Origin of the sequence: Actinoplanes awajinensis subsp. mycoplanecinus (assembly GCF_001509495.1) — a bacterium.
Taxonomy (GTDB): domain Bacteria; phylum Actinomycetota; class Actinomycetes; order Mycobacteriales; family Micromonosporaceae; genus Actinoplanes; species Actinoplanes palleronii.
This window is the reverse complement of the sequence record NZ_LLZH01000347.1, coordinates 15,792-40,488: the sequence shown is the minus strand read 5'-3', so window position 1 is coordinate 40,488 and position 24,697 is coordinate 15,792. Positions and strand designations below refer to the sequence as shown.

The following is a 24,697-nucleotide window of genomic DNA, read 5'->3' as shown; positions in this document are numbered from 1 at the left end:
AGCGCGCTTCCCTGACACGGAAGAGGTCACTGGTTCGATCCCAGTATCGCCCACGAGTTGCACGGGCCGTGTGTTCGCAGAAAGCGCGAACCGCGGCCCCTCGTCATATCTGCTCCGGGGGCCGAGCCCCCGGAAGCCCCGCATCACGGTGAGTGTGGCCCGTGGGTGGCTCGCGGTCACTGCTTCTGTGGTTTGCGGCTCTCGGGTGATGGTGTCGCCGGGGGTCAGCGGGTGGCTGCGGCCAGGAACATGGGGATTGCCAGCAGGAGCCGGTCGGTGGCGGCTCGGTGGTTCTGGTCGGCTGTCCACTGTTCGGCTTCGGCGGCGGTGATCGCGCCGGTGTCGTGGGCGGCGGTGGCGTGCTTGGCCAGCAGCAACCGCGCGGCGGCGTCAGTGCGGATCATGGTGTGCACCTCGAGCGTGACGTCGGTGAAGCCGCCGTCGAGCAGGAGGTTGCGGTAGGCGCGGGCGATCCGCGGGTGCGGGATCGTGTCGGCCCGCGCCGCGATGATCCGCCGGGTGAGCTCGCCCAGGCCGGAGTCGACGACCATGGTGTCCCAGTCCTGCCCGACCAGCACGATCCGCCCGCCCGGGGCCAGCACCCGCCGCGCCTCGGCGAGTGCCGACTCCGGATCGGGCAGGATGTGCAGGACCTTGTCGGCCCGATAACCGTGGGCCTCGCCGGCCGCCAGCGGCAGCTCAGCGGCGTCGGCGGCGCGGACGTCGGCCCCGGGGAACCGCTCGCGCGCCGCGGCCAGCATCACCGGGTCGAGGTCCACCCCGATCGCCCGGGCCCCGCGCTCGGCGAGTTCGGCCACCGCACGCCCGGTCCCGCATCCCACATCGAGCACCGTCGCGCCCGGGTTCAGCCCCAGCAGCTCGTAGCCGCGCTCCCGCAGCGCGACCGCGCCGGGCGTGCTCTCCGCCGCGTCGAGCGTCCGGATCAGCGTGGTGACATCGATGTGGTCACTGTGCGTCTTCATCATCCGCCCACTCTGCGACTTAAGGTCGACCTGAAGTCAACCGTCACGGAGGTGCGGTATGGAGTACACGATCGGCGAGCTGGCGGCCCGGTGCGGCGTGGCCACCCACGTGCTGCGCCACTGGGAGCAGGTGGGCCTGCTCGCCCCCGCGCGCCGGGTGGCGTCCCGCCGCGCCTACAGCGAGGCCGACCTCGCCCGGGTCGCTGAGATCCAGATCTGCAAGGACGCCGGCTTCACCCTCGACGAGATCCGCGACCTCTTCGCCGCACCCACCCTCGAGGAGCGCCGCGCCATCCTGCGCGCCCAGTTGACCCGGGTGCGGGAACACATCACCCGGTTGACCCTCTCCCGGACCCTTCTGGAGCACGGCCTGCGCTGCCGCCACGACGACCACCGGGCCTGCGCGCACTTCCAGGAGATGATCAGCGCCCGCCTCGGTGGCGTCCCCCTCACCGAAGCCCTCGACCATCCCTGAGCGGGCATGAGCCGCTCGTCGTCATGCTCAAGAGCGCCTATGACGCGTGGCGGGAGACCGAATTTCTTGCGCTGGTGGGTCAAGGAGCGTTGAGGACCCGGTGCTCGGACAGGTCGGGAAGGTATCTGGCTGCGGTGATGAAGTCGTTGTCATCGTGCAGGACCGTCAGACCGCCGACGGCGGCACAGGCGCAGATCAGGAGATCCACGCAGGACAGCGCTCGGTGTGCACCGGCTCGAAGCAGGCGGTACTGCGCCGAGTCCACCCATGACCATGCGCTCTTGGGTACCGTGACGTCGGGGTACAGGTCAGCGAACATCGCGGTCATTTCTTCGTACTCGTCCAGTCCGCGAGCCGAACGGCGGAACTCCGTGCGCTGCGGACGGCACGATCCGATGGCATGGTCCGAGATGACGTCAGCCCAGGCCTCGCGCAACGCATCGTCACGCAGGATCCGCCAGACCGCGGACGAGTCGATCAGATACTGAATCACTCGGTGGGTGCCTTACCGGCACGGTGCAGGTCCTGCCAACCTTCGTAGTCCCACCCCTGGGCAGCTGTCGCGTGATGATCGAGCGCCGCGATCCGCCGATGGCGGGCCGCGTACTCACGCAGAGCAAGGTTGACCGTTTCCTTCTTGGTCTTGGCCCCGGACAGCCGCATCGCCTCGGCGAGGGCCTCATCGTCCAGATCGATCTGAGTGATGGCCATCGGCATCCCCTTGTTGGTGATGTATGGACCTCTCAAACATTAGCAACATCACGGGGAGGCCGGAGCGGGGTTCAGGGGGCCAGGGCGTCGCGGAGGAAGGTGGCGGCGGCCAGGGCGTCGCGGAGGAAGGTGGCGGCCTGGGTGGTGGCGGCTCGGGCGGCGTGGGTGTCGCGCAGGGCCGCCAGGGTGGCGAAGTCGTGGATGGTCACCGCCGCGGCCAGGTTCCCGCCGGACGAGTCGCCGGCGATCGCGATCCGGCACGGGTCCAGCAGGTGGGCGGCGCCATCCTGCGCGCCCAGTTGGCCCGGGTGCGGGAACGCATCACCCGGTTGGCCCTCTCCCGGACCCTCCTGGAACACGGCCTGCGCTGCCGTCACGACGACCACCGGGCCTGCGCGCACTTAGCGCCTTTTCGGAACAAGCTTTTCGACGTACGGTATAACGTACAAGCCTGGAGGGTTCATGAAGGTCATCACTGCTTCAGATCTACGCGCCAACCTTGCGAACGTCTTCGACGCGATCGAGGACGACGCTGAACACCTGGTGGTCACTCGGAGCGGGCATGAGCCGCTCGTCGTCATGCTCAAGAGCGACTATGACGCGTGGCGGGAGACCGAATACCTGTCTCGTGGCGCCAATGGTCGTGAACTGCGTCGACGCATCGCGGACATGGAGGCAGGCGCGCAGGTCCAGCATGAGTTGGAGGACCTCGACGCCGGAGGCGTTGCGTGAAGCTCCTCTGGCACCCGCAGGCCTGGCAAGAGTACGTGAATCTGCAGGCGAGTGATCGAAAGATCCTTAAACGCGTCAACGCCCTCATCAGGGACATTCAGCGAGGTGGTGAGGGGGGTATCGGTAAGCCGGAACTCCTCAAGGGCGATCTGGCGGGCTGGGCGTCACGGCGCATCACCGAGGAACACCGGCTTGTGTACCGCGTCGTGGAGGCACGGGGGCAAGTAGAGATCCTGTCCTGTCGCTACCACTACGGCGACCGATAGCTGCTATGGGGCCGGCCAGGGCGTCGCGGAGGAAGGTGGCGGCCTGGGTGGTGGCGGCTCGGGCGGCGTGGGTGTCGCGCAGGGCCGCCAGGGTGGCGAAGTCGTGGATGGTGCCCTGGTAGCGGACCGCTGTCACCGGGACCCCGGCCGCGCGGAGCTTGGCGGCGTAGGCCTCGCCCTCGTCGCGCAGGACGTCCGCCTCGGCGACGATGACCAGGGCCGGGGGCAGGCCGGCGAGTTGTTCCGTGGTGGCCCGCAGCGGGGCCGCGGTGATCTCGGCCCGGGACGGGACGTCCGGGGCGTACTGGTCCCAGAACCAGGGCATGGTCTCGCGCCGCAGCCAGTGGCCCTCGGCGAACTGGTGGTACGAGTCGGTGTCGAACGTCGCGTCGGTGACCGGGTAGAGCAGGGCCTGCGCGGCCAGCGTCGGACCGGAGCGCTGCTTGGCCATGATGGTCACCGCCGCTGCCAGGTTCCCGCCGGACGAGTCGCCGGCGATCGCGATCCGGCACGGGTCCAGCAGGTGGGCGGCGCCGTGCACCGTCACCCACTCCAGCGTCGCGTAGATCTCCTCGACGGCGATCGGGTAGCGGGCCTCCGGGGCGCGGCTGTAGTCGACGAACACGATCGCGGCGCCGGACTGCACGGCCAGCTCCCGGACCAGGCGGTCGTGGGTGTCGGCGTCACCGGACACCCAGCCGCCGCCGTGGGCGTACAAAATAGCCGGAAGCGGACCTGTCGCGGCGGCCGGGCGAACGAGCCGGAGCCGGACCCGGCCGGACGGACCGCCGGTGATCGCGACGTCCGTGGTCGCGGCGACCGGCAGCGGCACGTCGTCGCCGGTCTGCGCCGCGGCGAAGGTCTTGCGGGCGAGCTCGATGCCGAGCTCGTGAAGGTACGGCGGCAGCGCGGTGTCCCGCGTGAACTGCTCGGCCGCGGGTTCCAGCACCGGCTTCGGATAGCTCATGACATCAGACTTCCGTCAGCGTCCCCCGCGCGTCGTCCGTCGAATGACTGCATCGCCGGCAGCTGCGTCCGGCGGGTCACTCCGAGGATCGGATATGCCCTGCTCAGATGGGTTCCGACGGTGCGCGCCGAGAGCCCGAGCCGGGCCGCGATCTGCGGGTTGGTCAGCCCCTGCGCGGCCAGCCCGACCACCTGACGCTGCTGCGGGGTGAGCCCGGCCGCCGGAGTGCCCGGCCGGGGCGGTGCGGCGGCCGCGGCCAGTTCCGCCTCGGCGCGGTCCCGCCAGGCGGCCAGCCCAGCCGCCGCGAACACGTCCCGGGCCGCGCGCAGCAGCGGACGGGACTCGGCGGGCCGCTGCCGCCGGCGCAGCCACTGTGCGTAGTCCATCCGGGTCAGCGCCCGCTCGAACGCCCACTGGTCGGTGCCCGGGTCGGCCAGCGCCAGCCGGAAGAACGTCTCGGCCGCCGGGTCCGGGCCGGCCAGCAGCGCCCGCGCCCGGTGCCAGACCGCGGTCAGGCGCGCCGAGCGCAAGGCCCGCACCCTCGGCTCGGCCGCCGCGACGAGCACGGCGATTTCTTCCGTACGATCGAGCCCCGCCGCGACGAGCGCCAGATCGGCAAGTGCCAGATCGGCGACCCGGTGGTGCGCCGGCCGGCCGTCCCGGTCGTAGTGCCGCCGCAGCCGGTGCCGGGCCAGGGCGTGCTGGCCACGGATCCCGGCGATCAGGCCCTGCGCGCGGTCCAGCCGCAGGTCGTGCAGCGCGTGCCGGCCCGGCTGCAGGGCGTCCCGGGCGTCGCCGAGACGGTCGGCGGCGTCCGGATCCTCCCGGAGCAGGGCCACCGCGGCCAGGGTGGCGAGCGCGCCGGCCGCGGTGTCCGACGTGGTCGTGCCGTGCCGGGCGGCGTCGCCGAACTCCAGGGTGCGCAGCGCCTCGGTCCGTGCCGCGTCCAGGTCTCCGGCGTCGAAGTGGGCCCAGGCGAGGGCGCCCAGCGCGATCGGGCGGATCAGGCCGCCGGGCGGGGCGAGCGCACCGGCCCGGGAGAGGTGGCCGACGGCCAGGGCGGTCTCGTGCCGGGCCACCGCGATCGTGCCGAGCAGGACGGCGCGCTCGTCGGGCGCCAGGTGGTCCGGCTGGTGCGGCCGCTGGTACGCGTTGATCAGCCGCTGCGCGTCACCGCCCGGGTCGGCGTCGTCGACCACCGCGCGCGCCCACACGGCGAGCGGGCCGGGTGCGCCCGGGATCAGGGCGCGTACCTCCTCCCGGATCTGGTCGTCGCCCCGCAGCCAGGCGACCCGGAGCAGCTGGCCGAGCCCGGTGGCGGCCAGCGAACGTGCCGGGGTCAGCTGCCGTTCCCAGGCCGGTTCGCCCGCCATCCGGGCCTGGTGGGCGGCGAGCCGGTGCCGGGCGTCGGCGAGCCCCGGTTCCGGGCTGCGGGCGGCGGCCAGCCCGAGCGCGTAGGCGGCGGCGCGCACCCGGCCGGCCCGGGTCAGGTCGGTGCCGGTGCGTTCCAGGTGCGCGGCGACGGACTCGTCGGGGGTGGGCTCGGCGCGGGCCAGGTGCCAGGCGCGGGCCGGATCGTCGTACCGGAGAAGGTCGGCGATCTCGCGCCGCGCGGCCCGGCGGCTGACCGAATCTGCCCGGTCGAGCACGGCGGCCCGGACCACCGGATGCCGGAAATGTCGCCCGGGGCGCAGCACGCCGCCGGTGATCAGTCCGGTCCAGAGCGCCGGGCTGATCGCGGCGGTCAGCGCCGCGGCGGTGTGCGGGCCCGGCGTCTCGGCGGCGACCGCGACCAGCAGCGCGGCCCGGAGGTGGCGCTCGTCGAGGGTGTCGACGGCCGGCGCGAGGGCGCGGCGCAGGCGGGGCGGGACCGGGAGCTCGGTGGCGGTCGGCGGGAGCTCGGCCGGCGGGGGGAGATGGCGGGCGAGTTCGGTGAGGGCGAGGGGGTTGCCGGCGGCCTGGGCGAGCAGCAGGCGGGCGGCGGGGTGGGCACGAGCGCCGGGGATGCCGGCGAGGAGGCGCTCGGCCTCGAGGCGGGTCAACCGTCCGATTCGGATCGTGACCGGGTTGCGGTCCGGCGCGGGGTCGGCGGTGGGTTGCGGTGGTGCCGCGGTTTGTCGGTCCGGCGCGGCCACTGCGGTGGGTTGCGGGAGTGCCGCGGCTTGTCGGTCCGGCGCGGCCACTGCGGTGGGTTGCGGGAGTGCCGCGGCTTTTCGGCCTGGCGCGGGGTCGGTGGTGGGCTGCGGTAGTGCCGCGGCCAGGAGGGGGATGTGGGTCTGTGCGGCGATCACGGTACGGGAGAGCGCGTCCAGGCGGTCCAGGTCGTCGACGCACCAGAGCTGTCGGCCCCGGGCGGCCAGGTGCTCGGCGAGCAGGGCGACCGCCTCGGGCAGCGGGGCTGGGGTCACGTCGGGGGCGTCCGCGCCGAACAGCCGGGCGAACGCGGCCGCGGCGGGCGGGGGGAGGGCGACGGTCTCCTGCTGTACCGGGTTGAGCAGGCGTTGCAGGCCGGCGCCGGGCAGGGACTCGTCGCCGGGCAGTGCGCGGACTGCGAGCACGGACATTCCGGTCGGCGCGTGCCGGCGGACGGCCTCGGCGAGGAGCGCGGAGCGGCCGGTGCCCCGTTCGCCGAGGACCAGGACCGAGCGGCCGTCGCACAGGGCGGCGGTGATCTCGGCCAGCTGTGCGGAACGCCCGATGAGGGGCACGGTCATGCCTGCCCGGCGACGCGGCCGGTCTCCTCGGCTGCGGTCATTTCCGGCGGTGCGCTGAAGGCGGCCTTTTCCGGCAGCGTGGTGAAGGCGGTCTTTTCCGGCGACGTGGCCTTTTCCGGCGACGTGGTCTTTTCCGGCAGCGTGGTGAAGGCGGTCCCTTCGGGTGGGGTGGTGAAGGCGGTGCGGAGGTAGTCGGTGATCTGGGTGATCGCGGTGCGGGCCGGTGAGGTCCAGCGCAGGGCGTCGAGCACCGCGAAGTCGTGGACCGCGCCGAGGTAGCGGGTGACCGTGACCGGCACACCGGCGGTCCGCAGGCGGTTGCCGAAGTCCTCGGACCGGTCCCGGGTCACGTCGGCCTCGGCGGTGATCAGCAGGGTCGGCGGGAGGCCGGTGGGGTCCGGGGTGCCGATCGGGTCGGCGAGGGCTTCACCGCGGGGGGCGTATTCGTGGCAGAGCCGCCGGACGTCGGCCAGGCGGAGGGCGGCGCCGGTGGCGAAGTCGGATGCGGAACGGTCGCCCGGTGCGGGACGGGCGATGGGGTAGAGCAGCACCTGGGCCACGAGCGGGGTGGGGCGGTCGAGCAGGGCCAGGGAGAGGGCCAGGGTGGCGCCCGCGCAGTCGCCGAGCAGGGCGATCCGGTGCGGGTCGCCGGGGATCGGGAGAGTGCCGGAGCGGATCGCGGCCAGGGTGGTGGCCAGTTGGGTGATCGCGACGGGGTAGCGGGCCTCGGGAACCCGGCTGTACTCCGGCATCACCACGATGGCGCCGGTCTCCCGGGACAGCGTGGTGGCCAGGCGGTGGTGACTGGACCAGCCGCCGAGGACCCAGCCGCCGCCGTGGGCGTACAAAATGATCGGTGCGGAGACCGCGCCGCGCGGGATCAACAGATGGACCGGCATGGCCTTGCGTCCGGTAGTGATCTCGATGACCCGGTGCTCGAGGTCGGCCGGGACCTCCGGCGGGGCCTGCATCAGGTCCAGCGCGAGGCGCGCGTCGTCCGGGCCCATCGCATAGAGGAACGGCGGGTGCAGGGCACCGTCCGCCAGCCGGCGAGTGGCATCGTCCATAACGGTCACGGGCACCTCATCGCGGTTGTGGATCATTGCTGGCGGTCCAGGGCGGTGACCAGGTCGCCGAGCTGGGTGCGGTTGGTGACGCCGAGCTGGGGGAAGAGCCGGTACAGGTGGGAGCCGACGGTGCGCGGGGACAGGAACAGGCGTTCGCCGATCTCGCGGTTGGTCAGCCCGTGCGCGGCCAGCCGGACGATCTGCTCCTGCTGGGCGGTCAGCGCGGCGAACCCGTCGCCCTCGGCCGGCGGCGCGGCGATCCGCAGGTCGGCGTGCACCCGGCTGGTCCAGGCCGCGGCGCGCAGCCGTTCGAACGTGTCCAGCGCGCCGACCAGCACGTCACGGGCCCGGGCCGGTTGCTGGGCGCGGCGCAGGCGGTCGGCGAACTCGACCGCGAGCACGGCCCGCTCGAACGGCCATCGATGCGTGCCGGGGTCGTCGAGCACCGCGGCGAGCCGCTCGGCGGAGGCGGCCGGATCCGGGATCAGGAGCGCGGCGGCCGCGGCGAGGCGGGCACGTCTGCGGCTGGTCAGCCAGGAATCGCCGGACGCCAGGAGCACCCGCTGGTAGATCGCCCGGGCCTCCGCCGGGTGGCCGGCGTGCCGGCCCGCGGTGATCAGATCCGGTAGCACCAGCATCTGCCACGGGTGCGGAATCTCTGCAGCGGCGCGGAGCGACAGGTAGGCCTCACGGTGGTTCCCGGCGGCCGCCGCGGCGACACCGCGGGCCCAGTGCAGGCGCAGTGCGAAGACCGGTTCGCGGTGCTCCGCATCGCCACCGGCCTGACCGAGAGCGATCGTCGTTGTCTCGGGAGTGCTGCGATCTCGGCCGAGGCCGATCACCGCGAGCTGGACCTGGGCGCCGATCCGGAGCACCGGGGCCTCGGCCATCACCGGGGAGGCGAGCAGCGGCACCAGCCACTGCTCCGCCTCGACCCAGCGGCCGGTGTCGATCAGTGCCCAGCAGGCGGCGCCGGGCGCGGCGAGGAATGCGCTGGCCGCGGTGCCGTCGATCGCGGCCTGCACCGCGGGCCCGAGCAGCCGCAGGGCGTGTTCCGGCTCGTCGCACAGCAGCGCTCCGGCGCCGGCCGACGCGGCCCGGCCGATCTCCGCGGGCGCGACAGGTTCGGGCACCGCCAGGATCGCCGCCCGGACGTCCTCGCCCGGCCGGGTCAGCGCCCGCGCCAGGAACCCGTCCCCGGAAGCGGCGGGCAGCGCGGCCCGCAGCGCGGCGAACAGCGGCCCGCGCCCGAGCAGAAACGCCGGAAAAGCGCTCGTCTCGACCAGCCCGCCCGGCACCGCACCGGCCGGCGGGGTGGCGTAGCCGGTGAGGGCTTCGGTGAGCAGGGCCGCGGCGTCGGGTACCCGGCCGTGCATGGTCAGGACCCAGGAGGTGAGGGAGGTCAGCGCGGCCCGCAGCTCCGGGTCCGGGTGGGGTGTCGCGCGGGCGCGGGCCAGGACGCCGGTGGCCCAGCGGATCCGGCCGACCGCCGCCGCGCGGCCGGCCGCCTCGAGCAGGACCGGGGCCCGGTCGGCGGGTGGGAGCAGGTCGGCGGCGCGTTCGAGCAGGCCGATGGCGGTCACCGCGGCCGCGCCGTTCAGCGGGCGGGCGGCGGCGATCAGTTCGGCGGCGAGGCCCGGGTCGGCGCCGTCGGCCGCCTCGGCCCGGTGCCACAGGGCGCGGCGCGGATCGGCGGTGACCTCGGCCAGCGTCCGGTGAGCCCGGCGGCGTGCGCCCGCACCGGCCGCGTCCAGCACCGCGAACTCGACGAGCGGATGCCGGAACCGGACCACCGCGTCGGTCACCGTGATCAGCCCGGCCGCCTCGGCGGGCTGCCAGTCCGCGGGGGTCAGCGAAGGCTCGGCCCGGGTCAGCACGGCGACGCTGCGCTCGCCGGCCGCCACCAGGGTCAGGGCCCGCCGCACGGTTTCCGGCAATTCCCGGACGCGACGAGCGAAGACCTGCGCGACGCCGCCCTCTTCACCTGCTCGGTCCTCCGGGAGGATCCCGCGGCCGTCGGTCGCGGTCGCCGCCACCGGGGTGGGGTCGGACAGGGCGCCGTACTCCCGCAGCGCCAGCGGATTGCCGGCCGCCCGCCGCAGGATCTCCCCGCGGGCCGAGCCGGTCGGTGCGCCCAGGCGGTCCAGCAGGTGGTCCGCCTCCCGGTCGGTCAGTGGGGGCACCGGGATCTGGCGCAGGAGTTCGGCGAGTTCGACCGGGAGGCGTTCGGTGCGGCTCGCGAACAGCGCCACCACCGGCAACTGCCGCCAGGTCAGCACCGAGGCCAGGGTGAGCAGCACGTCGAGGGTCTGCGGGTCGGACCGGTCCACGTCGTCGACCACCAGCACCAGCGGTCCGTCGCCGGCCAGCAGCGAGCAGGCGGCACAGACCGCGGAGCGCAACGCCAGCAGATCCACCGGTGCGGCCGGGGTCCGCGGGGTGAGGGCGGCGCGCAGGGCCCGGCGCTGCCCGCCCGGCAACTCGTCGAGATCGGCGCCGCCGAACAGCGCGCGGAGCACGGCGTACGGTTCCGCGCCCGCCTCGCCGGTCGCCCGGATCACCGGGAAACCCCGGTCCCCGGCGTACGAGACGAACCGCTCCACCAGCGTGGTCTTGCCGATCCCGGCGGCGCCCACGAGCAGCGCCCCGGTGCTCTCCGGCCGGTCCCGGTCCAGCAGCGTGAGCAACTCGGCCCACACCCCGGCCCGGCCGATCAGGCCCGGTGCGTCCCGGTCGAGATCCATCCCGCGTCCTCCCGGCCAGCCGACGATGGCCTGCCCAGTCTGCCCGCGCCCGCGGTGCGTCCCAAGCCGCAGTGACCCGTCCCACCAGGCCCGCAATCTGTGATTACCTGTCATATGAGCCGGTTCGACGTGGGGGTGACGGTTCACCAGGAACCCGGAGAACGGAGAAACCGATGCGTTACCTGATGCTCTCGAAGACCCAGGACAACCAGCCCGACGAGAAGCTCTTCACCGAGATGGCCGCGTTCATCGAGGAGATGACGGCGTCCGGGGTGCTGCTGGCCACCGGTGGCCTCGACGCGTCCGGCTTCAAGCTCACCTCGGCCGGTGACCAGGTGACGGTCACCGACGGCCCGTTCACCGAGGCCAAGGAGGCGATCGGCGGGTTCGCCCTGGTCGAGGTGCGCTCCCGGGAAGAGGCGATCGAAATCGGCCGCCGCTTCCTGGCGATCGTCGGTGACGGCGAGAGCCTGATCCACGAGGTCTTCAGCTGATCTGATGATCGACATCCGGGCCACGGTCGGCGTCGTCTGGAAGCAGGAGTCCGCGCGGATCATCGCGGCGCTCCTGCGGATGGTCCACGACGTCGGCCTGGCCGAGGAGCTCGCGCAGGACGCGCTGGTCGCGGCGATCGAGCAGTGGCCGGTCCAGGGCCTGCCGGACAACCCGGGCGCCTGGTTGACCACGATCGCCCGGCGCAAGGCCGTTGATCACCTGCGGCGTTCGAGCAGATTCGACGGTACGGACATGGAGCCGCCGGACAGCCCCGCGGCGTCGTCCGGTGACGACGTTCTGCGGCTGCTGTTCATCTCCTGTCACCCCGTACTGGAAAAGCCGGCCCGTGTGGCATTGACCCTGCGCGTGATCGGCGGCCTCAGCCCGGCCGAGATCGCGCGGGCCTTCCTGATCGGCGAATCGGCGATCGCGCAGCGGATCGCCGCGGCCAAACGCACCCTGGCCGATTCCGGCGTCGCTTACGGACTGCCGGACGGTCCCGAACTCGTCGGCCGGTTGTCGTCGGTGCTCGAGGTCGTGTACCTGATTTTCAACGAGGGTTACTCGGCCACGTCCGGCGACGACCTGATGCGTCCCGGCCTGTGCCTGGAGGCGCTGCGGCTGGGCCGGCTGCTCGCCACCTCGGCGCCGGACGATCCGGAGGTGCACGGGCTCGCCGCCCTGATGGAGATTCAGCAGTCCCGTGCGGCGACCCGGATCGGGCCCCGCGGCGAGCCGGTCCCGCTGCACGAACAGAACCGCGGGAAATGGGACCGCCTGCTGATCAACCGCGGTTTCGCGGCCATGTTGCGGGCCCGGTCGGCGGGTGCCGGGAAAGCGCCGGGACCCTACGTTCTGCAGGCGGCGATCGCGGTCTGTCACGCACAGGCGAGCACCGCCGCGGCAACCGACTGGGCCCGGATCGCGGTCCTCTACGACGCCTTGGCGCGACTGTCGCCGACCCCGGTGGTGCGACTGAACCGGGCGGTCGCGGTGGGGTTCGCCCGGGGTCCGGAGGCCGGGCTGGCCCTGGTCGACGAGCTGCGGGCCGACCCGGTGCTCCGTGACTACCACCTGCTGCCCGGGGTACGCGGGGACCTGCTGCTGCGGGTGGGCCGGGTGGCCGAGGCGCGCCGGGAGCTGGAACGTGCCGCGTCCCTGACCCGCAACGCCGCCGAACGTGACTTCCTCCGAGCCCGGGCGGAAGCGGCCGCCGACCGGCTCCGCCCCGACGTGCCTGCTTCTGACCAGTTTCGGTCTCGTGCGGACGCCGGGGAGGGGCCGCTGCTCGGCGCGGCGGTGGACGATTTCCTCGGCGGGTTGCGGCCGGTGACCGCTCAGGCGTACCGGAAATCGCTCTTCCGGATGCGCCGGGCCCTGGGCGAACGGACTCCGTTGACCACCCTCGATCCGGACGGCGTCGCCGCGGTCGTCGCCACGCTCTGGCCCGGCGCCGCGCCGCGTGGCTGGAACCGGCACCTGGCCGCGTTCCGCTCGTTCGCCGCGGCGGCCGGATTTCCGCAGCTCGCGAGCGGTCTGCGGAACCGGCCGGTGGAGCGTGCCGCCCGATCACCCGCGGACTCGGCCGGCGCGGACGATCCGTGGGACCGGGTGGATGTCGCGGTGCGGGAGCGGGTGCTGTGGCTGATGGTGCGGGAGTCGGTGGCGCCGATCGGTGCGGTGCTGGCGCTCGACGTCCAGGATCTCGATCTCGTGGCGCGCCGGGGGCCGGGGGTGAGCTGGGGTGAGCGGACGGCGGCCCGGTTACCGGAAGTGATCGCCGGGCGCACCCGGGGGCCGCTGTTCCTCTCCGACCGGCGCCCGGCCCCGGCCCGCCGGCCCGCGCCGGCCGATCTCTGCCCGGAGACCGGGCGGCGCCGGCTCTCCTACGAGCGCGCCGAATACCTGTACAAACAGGCCACCGGCCACACCCTCCGCACCCTGCGCCCCTGACCCACCCCGAGCGTGGGGATTTCGGGTGCGGAGCGCACCGCAACTCCCCACGCAAGGCCGAGAACCCTGTTGCGTGGGGACTTTGGGTGCGGAGCGCACCGTAAGTCCCCACGCAAGGCTGAGAACCCCGTTGCGTGGGGAGTTTGGGTGCGGAGCGCACCGTAACTTCACACGCTGGGGTGGGCGGGAGGGGACGCATCAGCCCGGATGCGGCGTCGCGGTCGGGAGGGAACAACCGCGTCGCGTTGAGCCACGGGACCGGGCAGTGCTTGTGGGGACCTTCAGGTCGTACCGAAAAAGGGTTTATCGGTAGGCGGCGTGGCCGGTGAGGGTGTGGCCGATGACCAGGGTGTGGATCTCGGAGGTGCCCTCGTAGGTGAGGACCGACTCGAGGTTGTTGGCGTGGCGCAGCGGTGAGTATTCCAGCGTGATGCCGCTGCCGCCGAGGATCGTGCGGCACTCGCGGGCGATCGACAGGGCCTTGCGGACGTTGTTGAGCTTGCCGACGCTGACCTGGTGCGGTTTGAGGGTGCCGGCGTCCTTCAGCCGGCCCAGGTGCAGTGCGAGCAGGGCGGCGGTGTTCAGGTCGACCGCCATGTTGGCCAGTTTTTCCTGGGTGAGCTGGAAGGCCGCGATCGGGCGGTCGAACTGGACGCGGGTCTTGGCATAGTCCAGGGTGCTGCTCAGCGCGTCCCGGGCAGCGCCGGTGGCACCGAAGATGATGCCGAAGCGGGCCTCGTTCAGGCAGCTCAGCGGGGCGCCGAGACTGCGGGCGCCGGGCAGCCGGGCGGAGTCGGGCAGGCGCACGCCGTCCAGGATCAGCTCGCCGGTGATCGACGCGCGCAGCGAGAGTTTCTGCTTGATGGTGCGGGTGGTGAAGCCGGGGGTGCCGCGCGGGATGAGGAAGCCGCGGATGCCGTCCTCGGTCTGCGCCCAGACGGTGGCGATGTCGGCGATGCTGCCGTTGGTGATCCACATCTTGGTGCCGGTGAGGATCCAGTCGTCGCCGTCGCGGACCGCCCGGGTGCGCATGTTGGCCGGGTCGCTGCCGAAGTCCGGCTCGGTCAGGCCGAAACAGCCGATCGCCTCGCCGGCCGCCATCCGGGGCAGCCACTCGAGTTTCTGCTCCTCCGAGCCGTACTTCCAGATCGAGAACATCGCCAGGGAACCCTGCACCGACACGAAACTGCGCAGGCCGGAGTCGCCGGCTTCGAGCTCCAGGCAGGCCAGGCCGTAGGCGACCGCGCTGGTGCCGGCACAGCCGTAGCCGTCCAGGTGCATGCCGAGCACCCCGAGTTTGCCCAGCTCCGGTGCGAGCTCGCGGGGGAACGTGCCCTCCTCGAACCACTCCGCGACATACGGCCGGACCCGGTCGGCGACGAAGCGCGCCACCGTCTCCTGGATCTGCCGTTCCTCGTCGCTCAGCAGGCCGGCGATGTCGAGCAACTCGAGCGGGTCGGTCATCGTCATGCGTCCTCCAAAGAAGCTTCCCCGGCAGTATGCCGCCTGCTGGGCACCCGATTCAGCGATGGTCCCCGGCGGGCGGCCGTGACTACGGTGATGGCCAGCATTTCCGGCACGGGGGCGATCACCGAGAGGACACGATGGCCGAGGCCAGCACGCTCGACCACCTGAGCCCGGGTGACCACGCCTGTCTGATCTTCGACGACGAGCCGCTGCGGGCTCGCAGCGTGGCGGCGTACGTCCGGGCCGGGCTGCGCGAGCACCACCGGATCCTCTACCACGGGCAGCGCGCCGACCGGCTGCCCGCGCTCCTCGCCGAGCAGGGCATGGACGTCACGAACGCCCTGGCCAGCGGGCAGTTGTCGCTCGTCGAGCCGGGCCCGGCCTACCTCAGCCTGGCGGCCTGGAAGGACGAGGCGACCGCGTCCCGCGCGGCGGGTTACCGGGGCATGCGGGGCATCGGCGACATGTCCTGGGCCAGCCGGCGCACCCTCGTCGACGAGCTGTTCTGGTACGAGTCCCGGGTCAACCGGATCTTCGCGGACGGCTACGCGATGGGTGTCTGCCTCTACGACCGCCGCCTGTTCAGCGAGCCGGAGCTGCGGCGGCTCACCCGTTCGCACCCGGCCACGATCACCCGGAACACCGACCCGGAACGGGTGCCGTTGCTGCGCGGGGTGCGTACCCAGCGGCCGCTCGGTCTGCGCCTGGAGGGTGAGGCCGACCTGTCCAACCGGCACGCGCTGCGGGCCATGATGGAGCACCTGATCGAGGACACCGTGATGGGCCGGATGCCGCTGGTGCTGGACCTGACCCGGCTGCGGTTCGCCGACTCGGCCGCCGCCCGGATCCTGCTCGCCCCGGCCGCGGCCGGCACGCACCGGCTGCGGATCGTCGGGCTGTCCCGGCCGGTCCGGCGGCTGCTGACCTTCCACTGGTCGGGGCCACCGGACCGGGTGTGGCTGGAGTGATGGCCGGCTACTGCTCGGTCAGGTCGGTGAGCGGGGTCGGCTGGTTGACGTTCGGCGGCGCGTTCCACTTCTGCAGCTCGGACTTGTTGCACACGGCGACCTTGACCTTGCTGGTTCCGTCGCCGTGGAAGTCGTTGGCGACGCCGCTGGCCTGGTCGGTGGGCTGCAGGCAGTAGCCCTTGTAGTCCTTGATCCGGTAGCTGGTGCCGTAGTCGCCGGTGTCATGGTAGACCGTCCAGGTCAGGGCCTGCTGGGCCTGGACCGCAGCGGTCGTGCAGTTCACCACGGTCACCCAGGACGTGCTGGTGGCGGTGCCCGGCGTCTTGAGGCAGTAGTTGTTGGCCGCGGTGCCGTTCTTGCTGTTGCTCGTGGCGTTGGTGTTGTTGACGATGATCGGCCCGGTCGCGGTGACCGCGGGGAAGACCGGTGTCGGGTGCACCCACTGCTGGTTGAAGTCGACGACGCCGCCCGGGTCCTGCTTGCAGAACCAGGCGATCATGTACGTCGCGGACATCGACTTGCCGGTCACGTCGAGGCACCGGCTGAACTGGGCGTAGTTGACCAGCTGGTTGGTGCTGTCACCGGCCATGCCCGCGCCGACCCCGGTCGCCGACCGGAAGATGCTCGTGGTGGCGCCGGCGGAGCAGCTGCCGAGGGTCACGCTCCGGGTCGTGGTCGATCCGGGTGACGTGACGTTCACGCAGGTGCCGCTCTCGGCCTTGCTCGCGGTGCTGGTGGAGTGGAACACCGAGTTGCCGTCCAGGCTCCACTGGAACGTGGTGGTCCGGACCGTCGGGCACGGCTGGAAGACCAGGGCGTTGCCGGACTTGTGGGTGTCGCCGGCGTAGAGACACATGCCGTCCGAGGCACCCGTGGTATCCGAGTTGATCAGCTTGAGATAGAGGTCCGGGGTGTAGCCGAACTGCTGCCGGCTGCTGCCGTCGCACGGCGCCATCAGGACCGCGGAGCCGGACACCGGCGCCTTGCTCGACCCGGAGTCCATGCACTGGTTGCCGAGGGTGGAACTGGAGATCCGGATCTGGCCGCCCGGGATGTTCGTGTTGCTGGTGGAGAAGACGTAGGTGGCGGTCAGGGTCCGCTTGACCGAGCCGTCGCCGCCGACCGACGTGACCACCGCGGTGGCGGGTACATCGGTGGTCGGGCAGGTGGTCAGGTCCTTGCCGTCCTGGTCGCGGTAGACGAGGGTGACCGCGTAGGTGAGCTTGGTGCCGGCGTCGCTCACCCCAGCGTCGCCGACCAGCGAGCAGGGCGGCAGGTTCTCCAGATACCCGTCCAGTTTGTCCGGGTCGGCGGCGGCGCGGACCCGGGCCATCATCATGTCCAGGCCGGCCTGGGCGGCGTTGAGCGCGGTGTTGCGCTCGGCCAGGTTCTGGGTGGACTTGATCTGGCGGAGCACGATCGGGACCATGATCGCCGAGAGCGACATCACGACCGTGATGACCAGCATCGCCATCGGCAGCGAGCCCTCGTCGTCCCGGCGTCGCCCTTCGCCGTCCCGGCGTTGCTCCTCGTCCCGGCGTCGCTCCTCGTCCCGGCGTTGCAGCGAGAGCTTCATGTGGTCGGCCTTCCCTTGCTGCAGTCGTTGGGCGTCAGCTTGCCGGGGTCGGTGAAGACGTTCGCGGCGTTGGTGTTCTGCGCGGTGAACAGCACGTCGAACGGCAGCGTGGTGGTGCCCACCTTGCCGGTGAACTGGAGCCGGACCTGACTGTGCGCGAGCTGGTAGTCGACGCCGACGCCGGAGACGCCCGGTGCGGCCGAGGCGTACGGCTGGGAGTTGACCGTGTAGACGGTGAACGGCGGGGTCGTGCCGGTCAGGGCCAGGTCGGTGGCGATCGTGGTCGGCGTTCCCGGCGTGGTGGCGGGCAGGGTCCAGCTCGCCGTGGTCAGCACGCCGCCCTTGTAGGCGAGCTGGCGGCACCCGCCGGAGGTGGCGTACTCGAGGTACCAGTTGCTGCCCACCTGGCCGGGGGTGTTGAGCCAGTTGGCGTACCGCAGCTCCTTGTCGAGCCGGCGGAAGCTGTTGCTCAGCTGGTCCCGGGCGACGGTGAGGGTGTCCACCCGGTTGACGTTGGCGTAGACCTCGATCAGCGCCCCGGTGACCATCACCAGCACCACCGACATCAGACCCATGCCGACCAGCAGCTCGATCAGGGTGAAACCACGATCGTCGGCGTCGTCGGCCGACCGCGGGCCGGTGCTCAGGGCGGGATCGTCGATCATGTGATCTTCCAGATGAGGGTGAGGACGCTGGTGGCGGTGACGGTGGTGGCCGTCGCGGTGACCGTGTAGGTGCCCACGGTGGTCGGCGTCCCTGAGATGACCCCGGTCAGCGCGTTGTAGGTCAGGCCGGCCGGCAGCCCGGTCACGGTGACCACCGGGCTCAGGCCGAGCAACCCGCCGTTGGTGGTCAGGGTCAGCGACGCGGCGGTGCCCTTGACGGTGCTCCGGTCGGCCGCGGTGAACACCGGTGCGGTGAAGACCAGCGAGGTGGTGGTGTTGACGATCAGGGCGATCTGCTGGCTCGCGCTGCCGCCGGCGCCGCCGATGCCGTCGGTCACGGTGATCGTCGGCAGGAACCGGCCGGAGACGGTCGGCTTGTCGTTGATGACACCGCTGCTTTTGTTGATCGTCACCCCGGCCGGCAGCCCGGTCGCGGTGTACGTGTAGTTCCCGTCGCCGCCCCCGCCGTTCGCGGTGAAGGTGACCTTCGAACCCAGGGTGATCGCCTGGTCGGCGAGCAGGTCCAGGGTGACGGCGGGGTACACCACGTGGGTGTACGTGCCGGTGCCGGCGACGCCGTTCTGATCCTTGACGGTCACCGTGGTCAGGTAGGTGCCGGCCGTGGTGGGCGTGCCGGTGATCGCCCCGGTGGAGGGGTTCACGGCCAGGCCGGGCGCCAAGGCGGTGCCGGTGTAGACGTACGGTGCGACCCCGTTCGCGGCGGTGGCCTGCAGGCTGACCGCGTCGCCGACGTGGTTGGCGGCGTTGGCGGGCATGGTCAGGGTGGGCGGCAGCACCACGGTGAAGGTGATCGGCTCGGTGTCGGTGCGGTTCAGCTTGTCGGTGACGGTCGTGGTGGTGACCGTGGTCCCGGCCGTGGTCGGGGTCCCGCTGATCACGCCGGCCGGGGTCATCGAGAGGCCGGCCGGGAGCTTGGCCAGCGTCCAGGTGTTCGGCAGCTGACCGCCGCGCGCCTCCAGCTGGGCGGTGGTGACGGTGCCCTTGTAGAAGGTGAGCGACGAGGTGAGGACGGTCGGCGACGGCCGGTGGATGTCGAAGTTCGGCTCCGAGGCGCGCGAGACCAGCGTCGTCATGACGTACTGGCAGGTGTTCGCTGGGTTGCCGGTGGTGCCGGGGCAGGAGTTGTCCGGCCAGCTGACCAGCACCACGGCGCGGAAGAACTTCAGGATCTTGGTGGTGTCGGCCGGCGCGCCGACGGTCAGCGGATAGACGCAGTCGGTGCTGCCGGTCAGGTAGACCTCGCAGGCGCCCACATAGATCATCCGGGTGAACGGCGTGCCCTCGATCGTGCTGACCTGGGCGATGGTGGAGAGCGGCGCGTCGGCGCCTTCGGTGGTCGCGGTGGTGTCGTCCTCGTCGTGTTGCACCTGCATGGTGGCCAGGTAGGGCTTGACCACGGCGGGTGCGGCCGCGAACTGCGCCTCGCCGGCCTGCTGGCCGTGCCCGCTCAGCAGCGAGCTGCCCTTGAGCCCGCGGACCTGCTCCATCGCGGTGTCGGCGAGCTGGATCGCGGCCTGCTTGGTCCGCTGTTTGTTCACGTACGTCAGGCTGCTGACGAAGAAGGGGGTGCTGGCGAGCAGCGTGACGGACAGGATGGCCAGCGAGACCAGGATCTCTATGAGGGTGAAGCCCTCGTCGCCGTCGCTGTCCAAGGCACGCTCCCGCTGCATTCCGTCCGCCGCGCCGGTCCGTCACGGCGGGACGCCGGGGCCCGGCGTCCAGATGTCGCTCGTGCAGATCATCGGCAGCGGAAGGGGAGCGTTTAGCACTTCGCCGCCCGGCACGGACATCCGTCGCGGACATCCGTGCCGGGCGGCGCGGGCTCAGCCGACCGGCACCGGCTCCGGCGACGGCGTCGCGGCCGGCGCGGCCACCGCCCGCGACCGTTCCGGCCGGCGGCGGGACTCCACCATCGTGTAGAGCACCGGGATCAGCACCAGGGTGAGCAGCGTCGAGGTGACCAGGCCGCCGATCACCACGACCGCCAGCGGCTGCGAGATGAACCCGCCCGACCCGGTGATCCCGAGCGCCATCGGCAGCAGCGCGAAGATCGTCGCGAGGGCGGTCATCAGGATCGGCCGCAGCCGGCGCAGGCCGCCCTCGACCACCGCCTCGGCGACCGGCAGGCCACGCTCCCGGTACTGGTTGATCAGGTCCATCAGCACGATCGCGTTGGTCACCACGATGCCGATCAGCATCAGCAGCCCGATCAGTGCCGCCACCCCCATCGGGGTGCCGGTGACCAGCAGCAACGCGATCGCGCCGACGAACGCGAACGGGATCGAGACCAGCAGCACGAAGGTCTGCCGGATGCTGCCGAAGACCGCCACCAGGATCAGGAACACCAGGCCGATCGCCACGGCGATCGCCAGGATCAGCTGGCTGAAGGCGTCGCCCTGCTGCGAGGTCACCCCACCCGTTTCGTACGTCGCCCCGGCCGGAAGCGCGAGCCCGCCGAGCGCCGACTGCACCGCCGAGCTGGCCGCCCCGGTGTCGTCACCGACCGGCGTGGCGGTGACCGTGTTGGTCCGGTCGCCGTCGATCCGCACCCGCTGCACCGGTCCGTCGACCTGGGTCACCGTGGCGACGCGGTCGAGTCGTACCGGGCCGGCCGGTGTCATCAGCGGCAGCGCCTTGACGGCGGCCAGGCTGTCCGGCTCGGTGGCCCCGGTCCGGACGACCACGTCGTGCTGGGCGCCGTCCAGGGTGACCCGGGTGACGGTGGCGCCCTGCACGGCGGTGCGCAGCGCCGAGACGATCGCCTGGTCACCGACGCCGTAGCGGGCGGCCTGCTCGCCCTTGGCCACGATGCTGATCTGCGGGGCGCTCTCGCTCAGGTCGCTGCTGACGTCCTTGACCTCGGTGACCGTCGCGAGCGCCTGCTGCACCTGCGTGGTGGCGGCGGTCAGGGTGGCGTCGTCAGCGGCGCGCACCGACACCTCGATGGCGCTGCCGCCGCCGAACCCGCCACCGCTGCCGACGCCGATCTCCCCGGCACCGGACAGCGCGGTCAGGCTCGCGGTGATGGCGTCGGCATCCGCGTCGCCGGCCAGGTTGACCGTGTACGAGACGGTGTTCGTCCCGTTCGACGCACCGAAGAAGCCACCCGACGACCCGATCGTCACCTGGTACGACGCCACCCCGGGCGTCGCGGCGAGCACCTTCTCCACCCGCTGTGCCGCCGCGTCCGTGCCGGCGAGATCGGTACCGGCCGGCAGCGTCTGGGTGACCCGCAGGCTGTCCTGGCCGGAGTCGCCGAGGAAGCTGGTCTTCAGCAGCCCGGCCATGCCGACCGTGGCGGCCAGCAGCGCGGCCGCCGCGCCCAGCACGGTCTTCCGGTGCCGCACCGACCAGTTGATCACCGGAAGGTAGATCCGGGGCAGCCGACCGGCCCGCTCCTGCGCCTCGACCCGGGCCCGGTGCTCCTCGGCGTCCCCGGTCACCACCGGCGCCTTCAGGAACCAGTACGCCAGCGCGGGCACCACGGTCAGCGAGACGATCAGCGAGGCCAGCATCGCCACGGTCACCGTGATCGCGAACGAGCCGAACAGCTCACCCACCATGCCGCTGACGAACGCGATCGGCAGGAACACCGCGACGGTGGTCAGCGTCGACGAGGTGACCGCCGAGGCGACCTCGCGGACCGCGCCGATGATCGCGTCCCGGCGGTCCTCGCCGTACCCGAGGTGCCGTTTGATGTTCTCCAGCACCACGATCGAGTCGTCGACCACCCGGCCCACCGCGATGGTCAGCCCGCCCAGCGTGAGGATGTTCAGCGAGTAGTCGCGCAGCCAGAGCACGGTCAGCGCGATCAGCAGGGAGAGCGGGATGGAGACCGCGGTGACCAGTGTCGACCGGCCGGAGCGCAGGAACAGCACGATCACCACGATGGCCATCAGCAGACCCAGCGCGCCCTCCTCGAGCAGGCCGTCGACGGAGTCCTTCACCTGCGGGCCGCTGTCCGAGACGACGGTCAGCGCGGCGCCGGCACCCAGCGACGCGACCAGCCCGGGCAGCTGTGCGCGGACGTCGTCGGAGATCGAGGACGACGAGCCGTCGTGGTCCATCGTGAGGGACATGCCCAGGCTGGGCCTGCCGTCCGTACGAGTGATCGATGTGACCTCGGCGTCCGCGACCGTGACCGCGGCGACGGTCTCGAGCTGCACGGGCCTCTTGCCGCCGGCCAGCCAGAGGGACTCGACCCGGTCGAGCGAGGTGATCGAGGCGCCGACCGCGAGGCTCAGGTTCTTCCCGCCCGCGGTGATCGAACCGGCCGACGACGTGCCGCCCAGCGTGCTCAGCGCCGTGATGATCGACTGCTCGGTCAGCCCGGCCCGGCGCAGTGCCGCGGCGTCCGGGGTGACCGTGACGATCCGGTCCCGGTTCCCGGAGACGGACACCTCGTTGACCCCGTCGATCGCCTGCAACGCCGGCACCACCGTCGAGGTCAGCTTCGCCGCGAGGGCGCGCAGATCGGTGCCGGACGTCGCGGCCAGGGTCATCGTCGGCATGTCGCCGGTGCTGCCGGTCAGCACCTGCGGGTCGACACCCTCCGGCAGCCGGGCCTTGGCCAGCGACTCCTGGATGTCGCCGGTCGCGGTGCCGATGTCGGTGTCGTAGCCGAAGGACAGGGTGACGGTCACCGAGCCCTGCCGCGAGGTCGAGGTCATCGTCTCGACCCCGGTCACGGCCTTGACCGCGTCCTCGATCGGCGCGGTGACCTGCTCCTCGACCACCTCCGGCGCGGCGCCCGGATAGGTGGCCAGCACGGTGACGGCCGGGAACGACAGGTCGGGCAGGAGCTGCTGTTTCAGCGAGGACGCCGCGTAGCCGCCGAGGGCGACCACCAGCAGGGTGACCAGGGCCACCAGCTTGCGGTTGGCGAGAGAGATCCGGGACAGATAAGACACCCAGGCAGTCTCGATGCCCGGACCGCTGCGGCGCGTCGTCCGCCGGTGGTCCGGGCGGCTACCACGGTTGCGGTAGTCGGCGCCTGCGGCTACTGCGTCCGCGGACTGCCGGGCCGGACCAGACCACTCTGGTACGCCACCACGACCAACTGCGCCCGATCCCGTACGCGTAACTTCGCCATTGCCCGGTTGACGTGGGTCTTCGCGGTCAGCGGGGAGAGGAACAGCCGCTCGGCGATCTCGTCGTTGGTGAGCCCGTGCGCGACGAGTACCAGCACCTCGCGTTCCCGCTGGGTCAGGTCGTCCAAGGCGGCCGGGGGCGGGCCGGTCTCCGGCTGGGTGAGCAGGTGGTCGAGCAGCCCGCGGGTGGCCTTGGGGGAGAGCAGCGCGTCGCCGGACGCGACCACCCGGACCGCGTTGATCAGCTCGTCCGGGCCGACGCCCTTGCCCAGGAACCCGCTGGCACCGGCCCGGACCGCGAGCATCACGTTGTCGTCGTTCTCGAATGTGGTGAGCACCAGGACCCGGACCCCGGCCAGGTCGTCGTCGGCGGCGATCCGGCGGGTCGCCTCGATCCCGTCCATCACCGGCATCCGGATGTCCATCAGGATCACGTCGGCGCGCTGGGTCCGGGCCAGGTCGACCGCCTCCCGGCCGTCCACCGCCTCGGCGACGATCTCGATGTCCGGCTCGGAGTCCAGGATCATCCGGTAGCCGGCGCGGATCAGCGGCTGGTCGTCGGCGAGCAGTACCCGGATCATCTCTGGCCCTCGATCGGTGCTGGTAGTTCGGCGTGAACCGTGAATCGGCCCTGGTCGTCGGCGCGGGCGTGCAGGGTGCCGTCGGCGGCGGCGGCGCGCTCCCGCATCCCGATGAGCCCGTAGCCGTCGCCTTCCCGGTGGTGGTCCGTCACCGTGTTGACCACGTCGATGCGGATGCCTTCCCGGGTGTAGGTCATCGTCAGTCTCGCGTGTCCGTCACCGTGTTTATGGGCGTTCGTCAGGGACTCCTGGATGATCCGGTACGCCGCCAGGTCCACCACGGCGGGCAGCTCCCGCTCCGCTCCGGCCCGTTCGAAGGCGACCTTCAGCCCGGCCGCCGCGACCGCGTCCAGCAGCTCGGGCAACCTCGCCAGCCCCCGGGTCGGCTCGGTGCCCGCCTCCGGGTCGTCGGACTGCCGCAGCACCCCGACGATCGCGGCCAGCTCCTTGAGCACGGTGTCACCGGCGTGCCGGATGTGGTCCAGCGCCGGGCGGACCTGGTCCGGCCGCCGGTCCAGCAGGTGACTGGCCGCGCCGGCCTGCACGTTGATCACGGCGATGTGGTGCGCGACCACGTCGTGCAGCTCCCGGGCGATCCGCAGCCGCTCCTGGATCACCCGGCTGCGGGCCTCCTCCTCGCGGGTCTGCTCGGCCCGGCGGGCGCGTTCCTCGACCTCGGCCAGGTACGCGTGCCGGTTGCGGGTGGCGTCGCCGAACGCGGTGGCCATCCCGATGAACGTGACCACCGGGATGGTCGCGGCGGTCAGCACCGGGTATCGCCCGGAGAGCACGTCACCCAGGTAGAGGGCGACCGCGCAGCCGGTGAAGAACAGCCAGGTCTCGCGCCGGGTGCTGCGGGTCGCCATGGTGTACGAACACATGCCGGCGGCCAGGATCAACAGCGGATGGCGGTCGGCGTTCGTCCAGGAGTGCGCGATGATCGCGCAGGTGGTGGCGACCAGGGCTTCCCGGGGCCACCTCCGGCGGACCGTCATGGCGATCGTCGCCACCGCCACACCGGCGACATCCGCCCAGTTCAACGACGGGATGTCGGTCCGGGAGGCGCGGGCCGTGTACGCGAAGGCGGTGACGATCACCAGCGCGACGGCGATCAGCGCGTCGGTGCGGACCGGGCGCCCGGCGAACCAGCGGCCCAGGATCATGCTCTGACCGTAGTTTCCTTCCCGTGGCGCCGCGTCGTCCTGCCGCGGTATTTCCGCCG

The 24,697-nt window shown here is 72.1% G+C and carries 20 protein-coding genes and 1 pseudogene; 6 read left to right on the top strand and 15 right to left on the bottom strand.

The features are described 5' to 3' along the window. Positions 1–224 precede the first annotated feature (224 nt). Positions 225–986, bottom strand: coding sequence for a methyltransferase domain-containing protein (locus ADL15_RS49835; protein ID WP_083972680.1), 762 nt, complete (start codon positions 984–986; stop codon positions 225–227). Positions 987–1,041: 55 nt separating this feature from the next. On the opposite strand from ADL15_RS49835, the gene ADL15_RS49830 reads away from it, so the two are divergent. After that, positions 1,042–1,458 (top strand): MerR family transcriptional regulator, encoded by a 417-nt coding sequence (locus ADL15_RS49830; protein ID WP_067708271.1) that lies wholly within the window; start codon positions 1,042–1,044, stop codon positions 1,456–1,458. Positions 1,459–1,537: 79 nt separating this feature from the next. Here ADL15_RS49830 and ADL15_RS49825 read toward each other — a convergent pair whose 3' ends face one another. The 3 genes from ADL15_RS49825 to ADL15_RS49815 form a co-directional block, all read right to left on the bottom strand. Beyond that, positions 1,538–1,951: a PIN domain-containing protein gene (locus ADL15_RS49825; RefSeq protein ID WP_067708268.1), complete on the bottom strand. Its 414-nt coding sequence runs from the start codon at positions 1,949–1,951 to the stop codon at positions 1,538–1,540. Next, positions 1,948–2,169: a type II toxin-antitoxin system VapB family antitoxin gene (locus ADL15_RS49820; protein ID WP_067708278.1), complete on the bottom strand. Its 222-nt coding sequence runs from the start codon at positions 2,167–2,169 to the stop codon at positions 1,948–1,950. Before ADL15_RS49820 ends, ADL15_RS49825 begins: the two co-directional genes overlap by 4 nt. A gap of 71 nt (positions 2,170–2,240) precedes the next feature. After that, positions 2,241–2,546, bottom strand: coding sequence for an alpha/beta hydrolase fold domain-containing protein (locus ADL15_RS49815; protein ID WP_198171361.1), 306 nt, complete (start codon positions 2,544–2,546; stop codon positions 2,241–2,243). Positions 2,547–2,631: 85 nt separating this feature from the next. Between ADL15_RS49815 and ADL15_RS49810 the strand changes: the two genes are divergently transcribed. After that, positions 2,632–2,901, top strand: a complete 270-nt coding sequence (locus tag ADL15_RS49810) for a type II toxin-antitoxin system Phd/YefM family antitoxin (protein WP_067708263.1) — start codon at positions 2,632–2,634, stop codon at positions 2,899–2,901. Continuing rightward, on the top strand, positions 2,898–3,167 hold the full coding sequence (locus ADL15_RS52455) for a Txe/YoeB family addiction module toxin (protein WP_083972679.1): 270 nt from the start codon (positions 2,898–2,900) through the stop codon (positions 3,165–3,167). The genes ADL15_RS49810 and ADL15_RS52455 overlap by 4 nt, the downstream gene beginning before the upstream one ends. Here ADL15_RS52455 and ADL15_RS49805 read toward each other — a convergent pair. The 4 genes from ADL15_RS49805 to ADL15_RS49790 are packed head-to-tail and all read right to left on the bottom strand — an operon-like array spanning position 3,076 to position 10,659. Then, entirely contained in the window at positions 3,076–4,134 is a 1,059-nt protein-coding gene (locus tag ADL15_RS49805; RefSeq protein WP_083972678.1) for an alpha/beta hydrolase, read from the bottom strand. The two genes, ADL15_RS52455 and ADL15_RS49805, sit on opposite strands and share 92 nt — an antisense overlap. Beyond that, positions 4,131–6,848: a helix-turn-helix transcriptional regulator gene (locus tag ADL15_RS49800; protein WP_067708260.1), complete on the bottom strand. Its 2,718-nt coding sequence runs from the start codon at positions 6,846–6,848 to the stop codon at positions 4,131–4,133. The genes ADL15_RS49805 and ADL15_RS49800 overlap by 4 nt, the downstream gene beginning before the upstream one ends. Next, the gene (locus ADL15_RS49795; RefSeq protein ID WP_067708255.1) at positions 6,845–7,915 is read right to left on the bottom strand and encodes an alpha/beta hydrolase fold domain-containing protein; all 1,071 of its coding nucleotides are present in this window, start codon (positions 7,913–7,915) and stop codon (positions 6,845–6,847) included. The genes ADL15_RS49800 and ADL15_RS49795 overlap by 4 nt, the downstream gene beginning before the upstream one ends. Before the next feature lie 32 nt (positions 7,916–7,947). After that, positions 7,948–10,659 carry a helix-turn-helix transcriptional regulator gene (locus ADL15_RS49790; RefSeq protein WP_067708251.1) on the bottom strand — a complete coding sequence of 904 codons (2,712 nt, stop codon included), beginning with the start codon at positions 10,657–10,659 and terminating at the stop codon, positions 7,948–7,950. Positions 10,660–10,832: 173 nt separating this feature from the next. On the opposite strand from ADL15_RS49790, the gene ADL15_RS49785 reads away from it, so the two are divergent. After that, positions 10,833–11,153 (top strand): YciI family protein, encoded by a 321-nt coding sequence (locus ADL15_RS49785; protein ID WP_067708248.1) that lies wholly within the window; start codon positions 10,833–10,835, stop codon positions 11,151–11,153. Between the two features lie 4 nt (positions 11,154–11,157). Continuing rightward, positions 11,158–13,107 (top strand): RNA polymerase sigma factor, encoded by a 1,950-nt coding sequence (locus tag ADL15_RS49780; protein ID WP_067708245.1) that lies wholly within the window; start codon positions 11,158–11,160, stop codon positions 13,105–13,107. Positions 13,108–13,410: 303 nt separating this feature from the next. On the opposite strand, the gene ADL15_RS49775 is transcribed toward ADL15_RS49780, so the two are convergent. Next, positions 13,411–14,577 carry an acyl-CoA dehydrogenase family protein gene (locus tag ADL15_RS49775; RefSeq protein ID WP_067708242.1) on the bottom strand — a complete coding sequence of 389 codons (1,167 nt, stop codon included), beginning with the start codon at positions 14,575–14,577 and terminating at the stop codon, positions 13,411–13,413. A gap of 134 nt (positions 14,578–14,711) precedes the next feature. On the opposite strand from ADL15_RS49775, the gene ADL15_RS49770 reads away from it, so the two are divergent. Continuing rightward, a complete protein-coding gene (locus tag ADL15_RS49770) occupies positions 14,712–15,542 on the top strand; it encodes an MEDS domain-containing protein (protein ID WP_067708241.1) in 831 nt (276 codons plus the stop codon). 7 nt (positions 15,543–15,549) lie between these two features. On the opposite strand, the gene ADL15_RS56790 is transcribed toward ADL15_RS49770, so the two are convergent. The 6 genes and pseudogenes from ADL15_RS56790 to ADL15_RS49740 all read right to left on the bottom strand — a co-directional run bounded on the left by ADL15_RS56790 (position 15,550) and on the right by ADL15_RS49740 (position 24,638). Then, on the bottom strand, positions 15,550–17,118 hold the full coding sequence (locus ADL15_RS56790; RefSeq protein WP_067708238.1) for a ricin-type beta-trefoil lectin domain protein: 1,569 nt from the start codon (positions 17,116–17,118) through the stop codon (positions 15,550–15,552). After that, positions 17,115–17,783, bottom strand: a complete 669-nt coding sequence (locus tag ADL15_RS49760; protein WP_067708235.1) for a PulJ/GspJ family protein — start codon at positions 17,781–17,783, stop codon at positions 17,115–17,117. Before ADL15_RS49760 ends, ADL15_RS56790 begins: the two co-directional genes overlap by 4 nt. Further along, entirely contained in the window at positions 17,780–19,456 is a 1,677-nt protein-coding gene (locus ADL15_RS49755) for a putative Ig domain-containing protein (RefSeq protein ID WP_198171360.1), read from the bottom strand. The genes ADL15_RS49760 and ADL15_RS49755 overlap by 4 nt, the downstream gene beginning before the upstream one ends. A 251-nt stretch (positions 19,457–19,707) precedes the next feature. Further along, positions 19,708–22,714, bottom strand: a pseudogene (locus tag ADL15_RS49750) (efflux RND transporter permease subunit); the annotation flags it as partial. Between the two features lie 89 nt (positions 22,715–22,803). Beyond that, entirely contained in the window at positions 22,804–23,475 is a 672-nt protein-coding gene (locus ADL15_RS49745; RefSeq protein ID WP_067708227.1) for a response regulator transcription factor, read from the bottom strand. Continuing rightward, on the bottom strand, positions 23,472–24,638 hold the full coding sequence (locus tag ADL15_RS49740; RefSeq protein WP_067708224.1) for a sensor histidine kinase: 1,167 nt from the start codon (positions 24,636–24,638) through the stop codon (positions 23,472–23,474). Before ADL15_RS49740 ends, ADL15_RS49745 begins: the two co-directional genes overlap by 4 nt. Positions 24,639–24,697 lie beyond the last annotated feature (59 nt).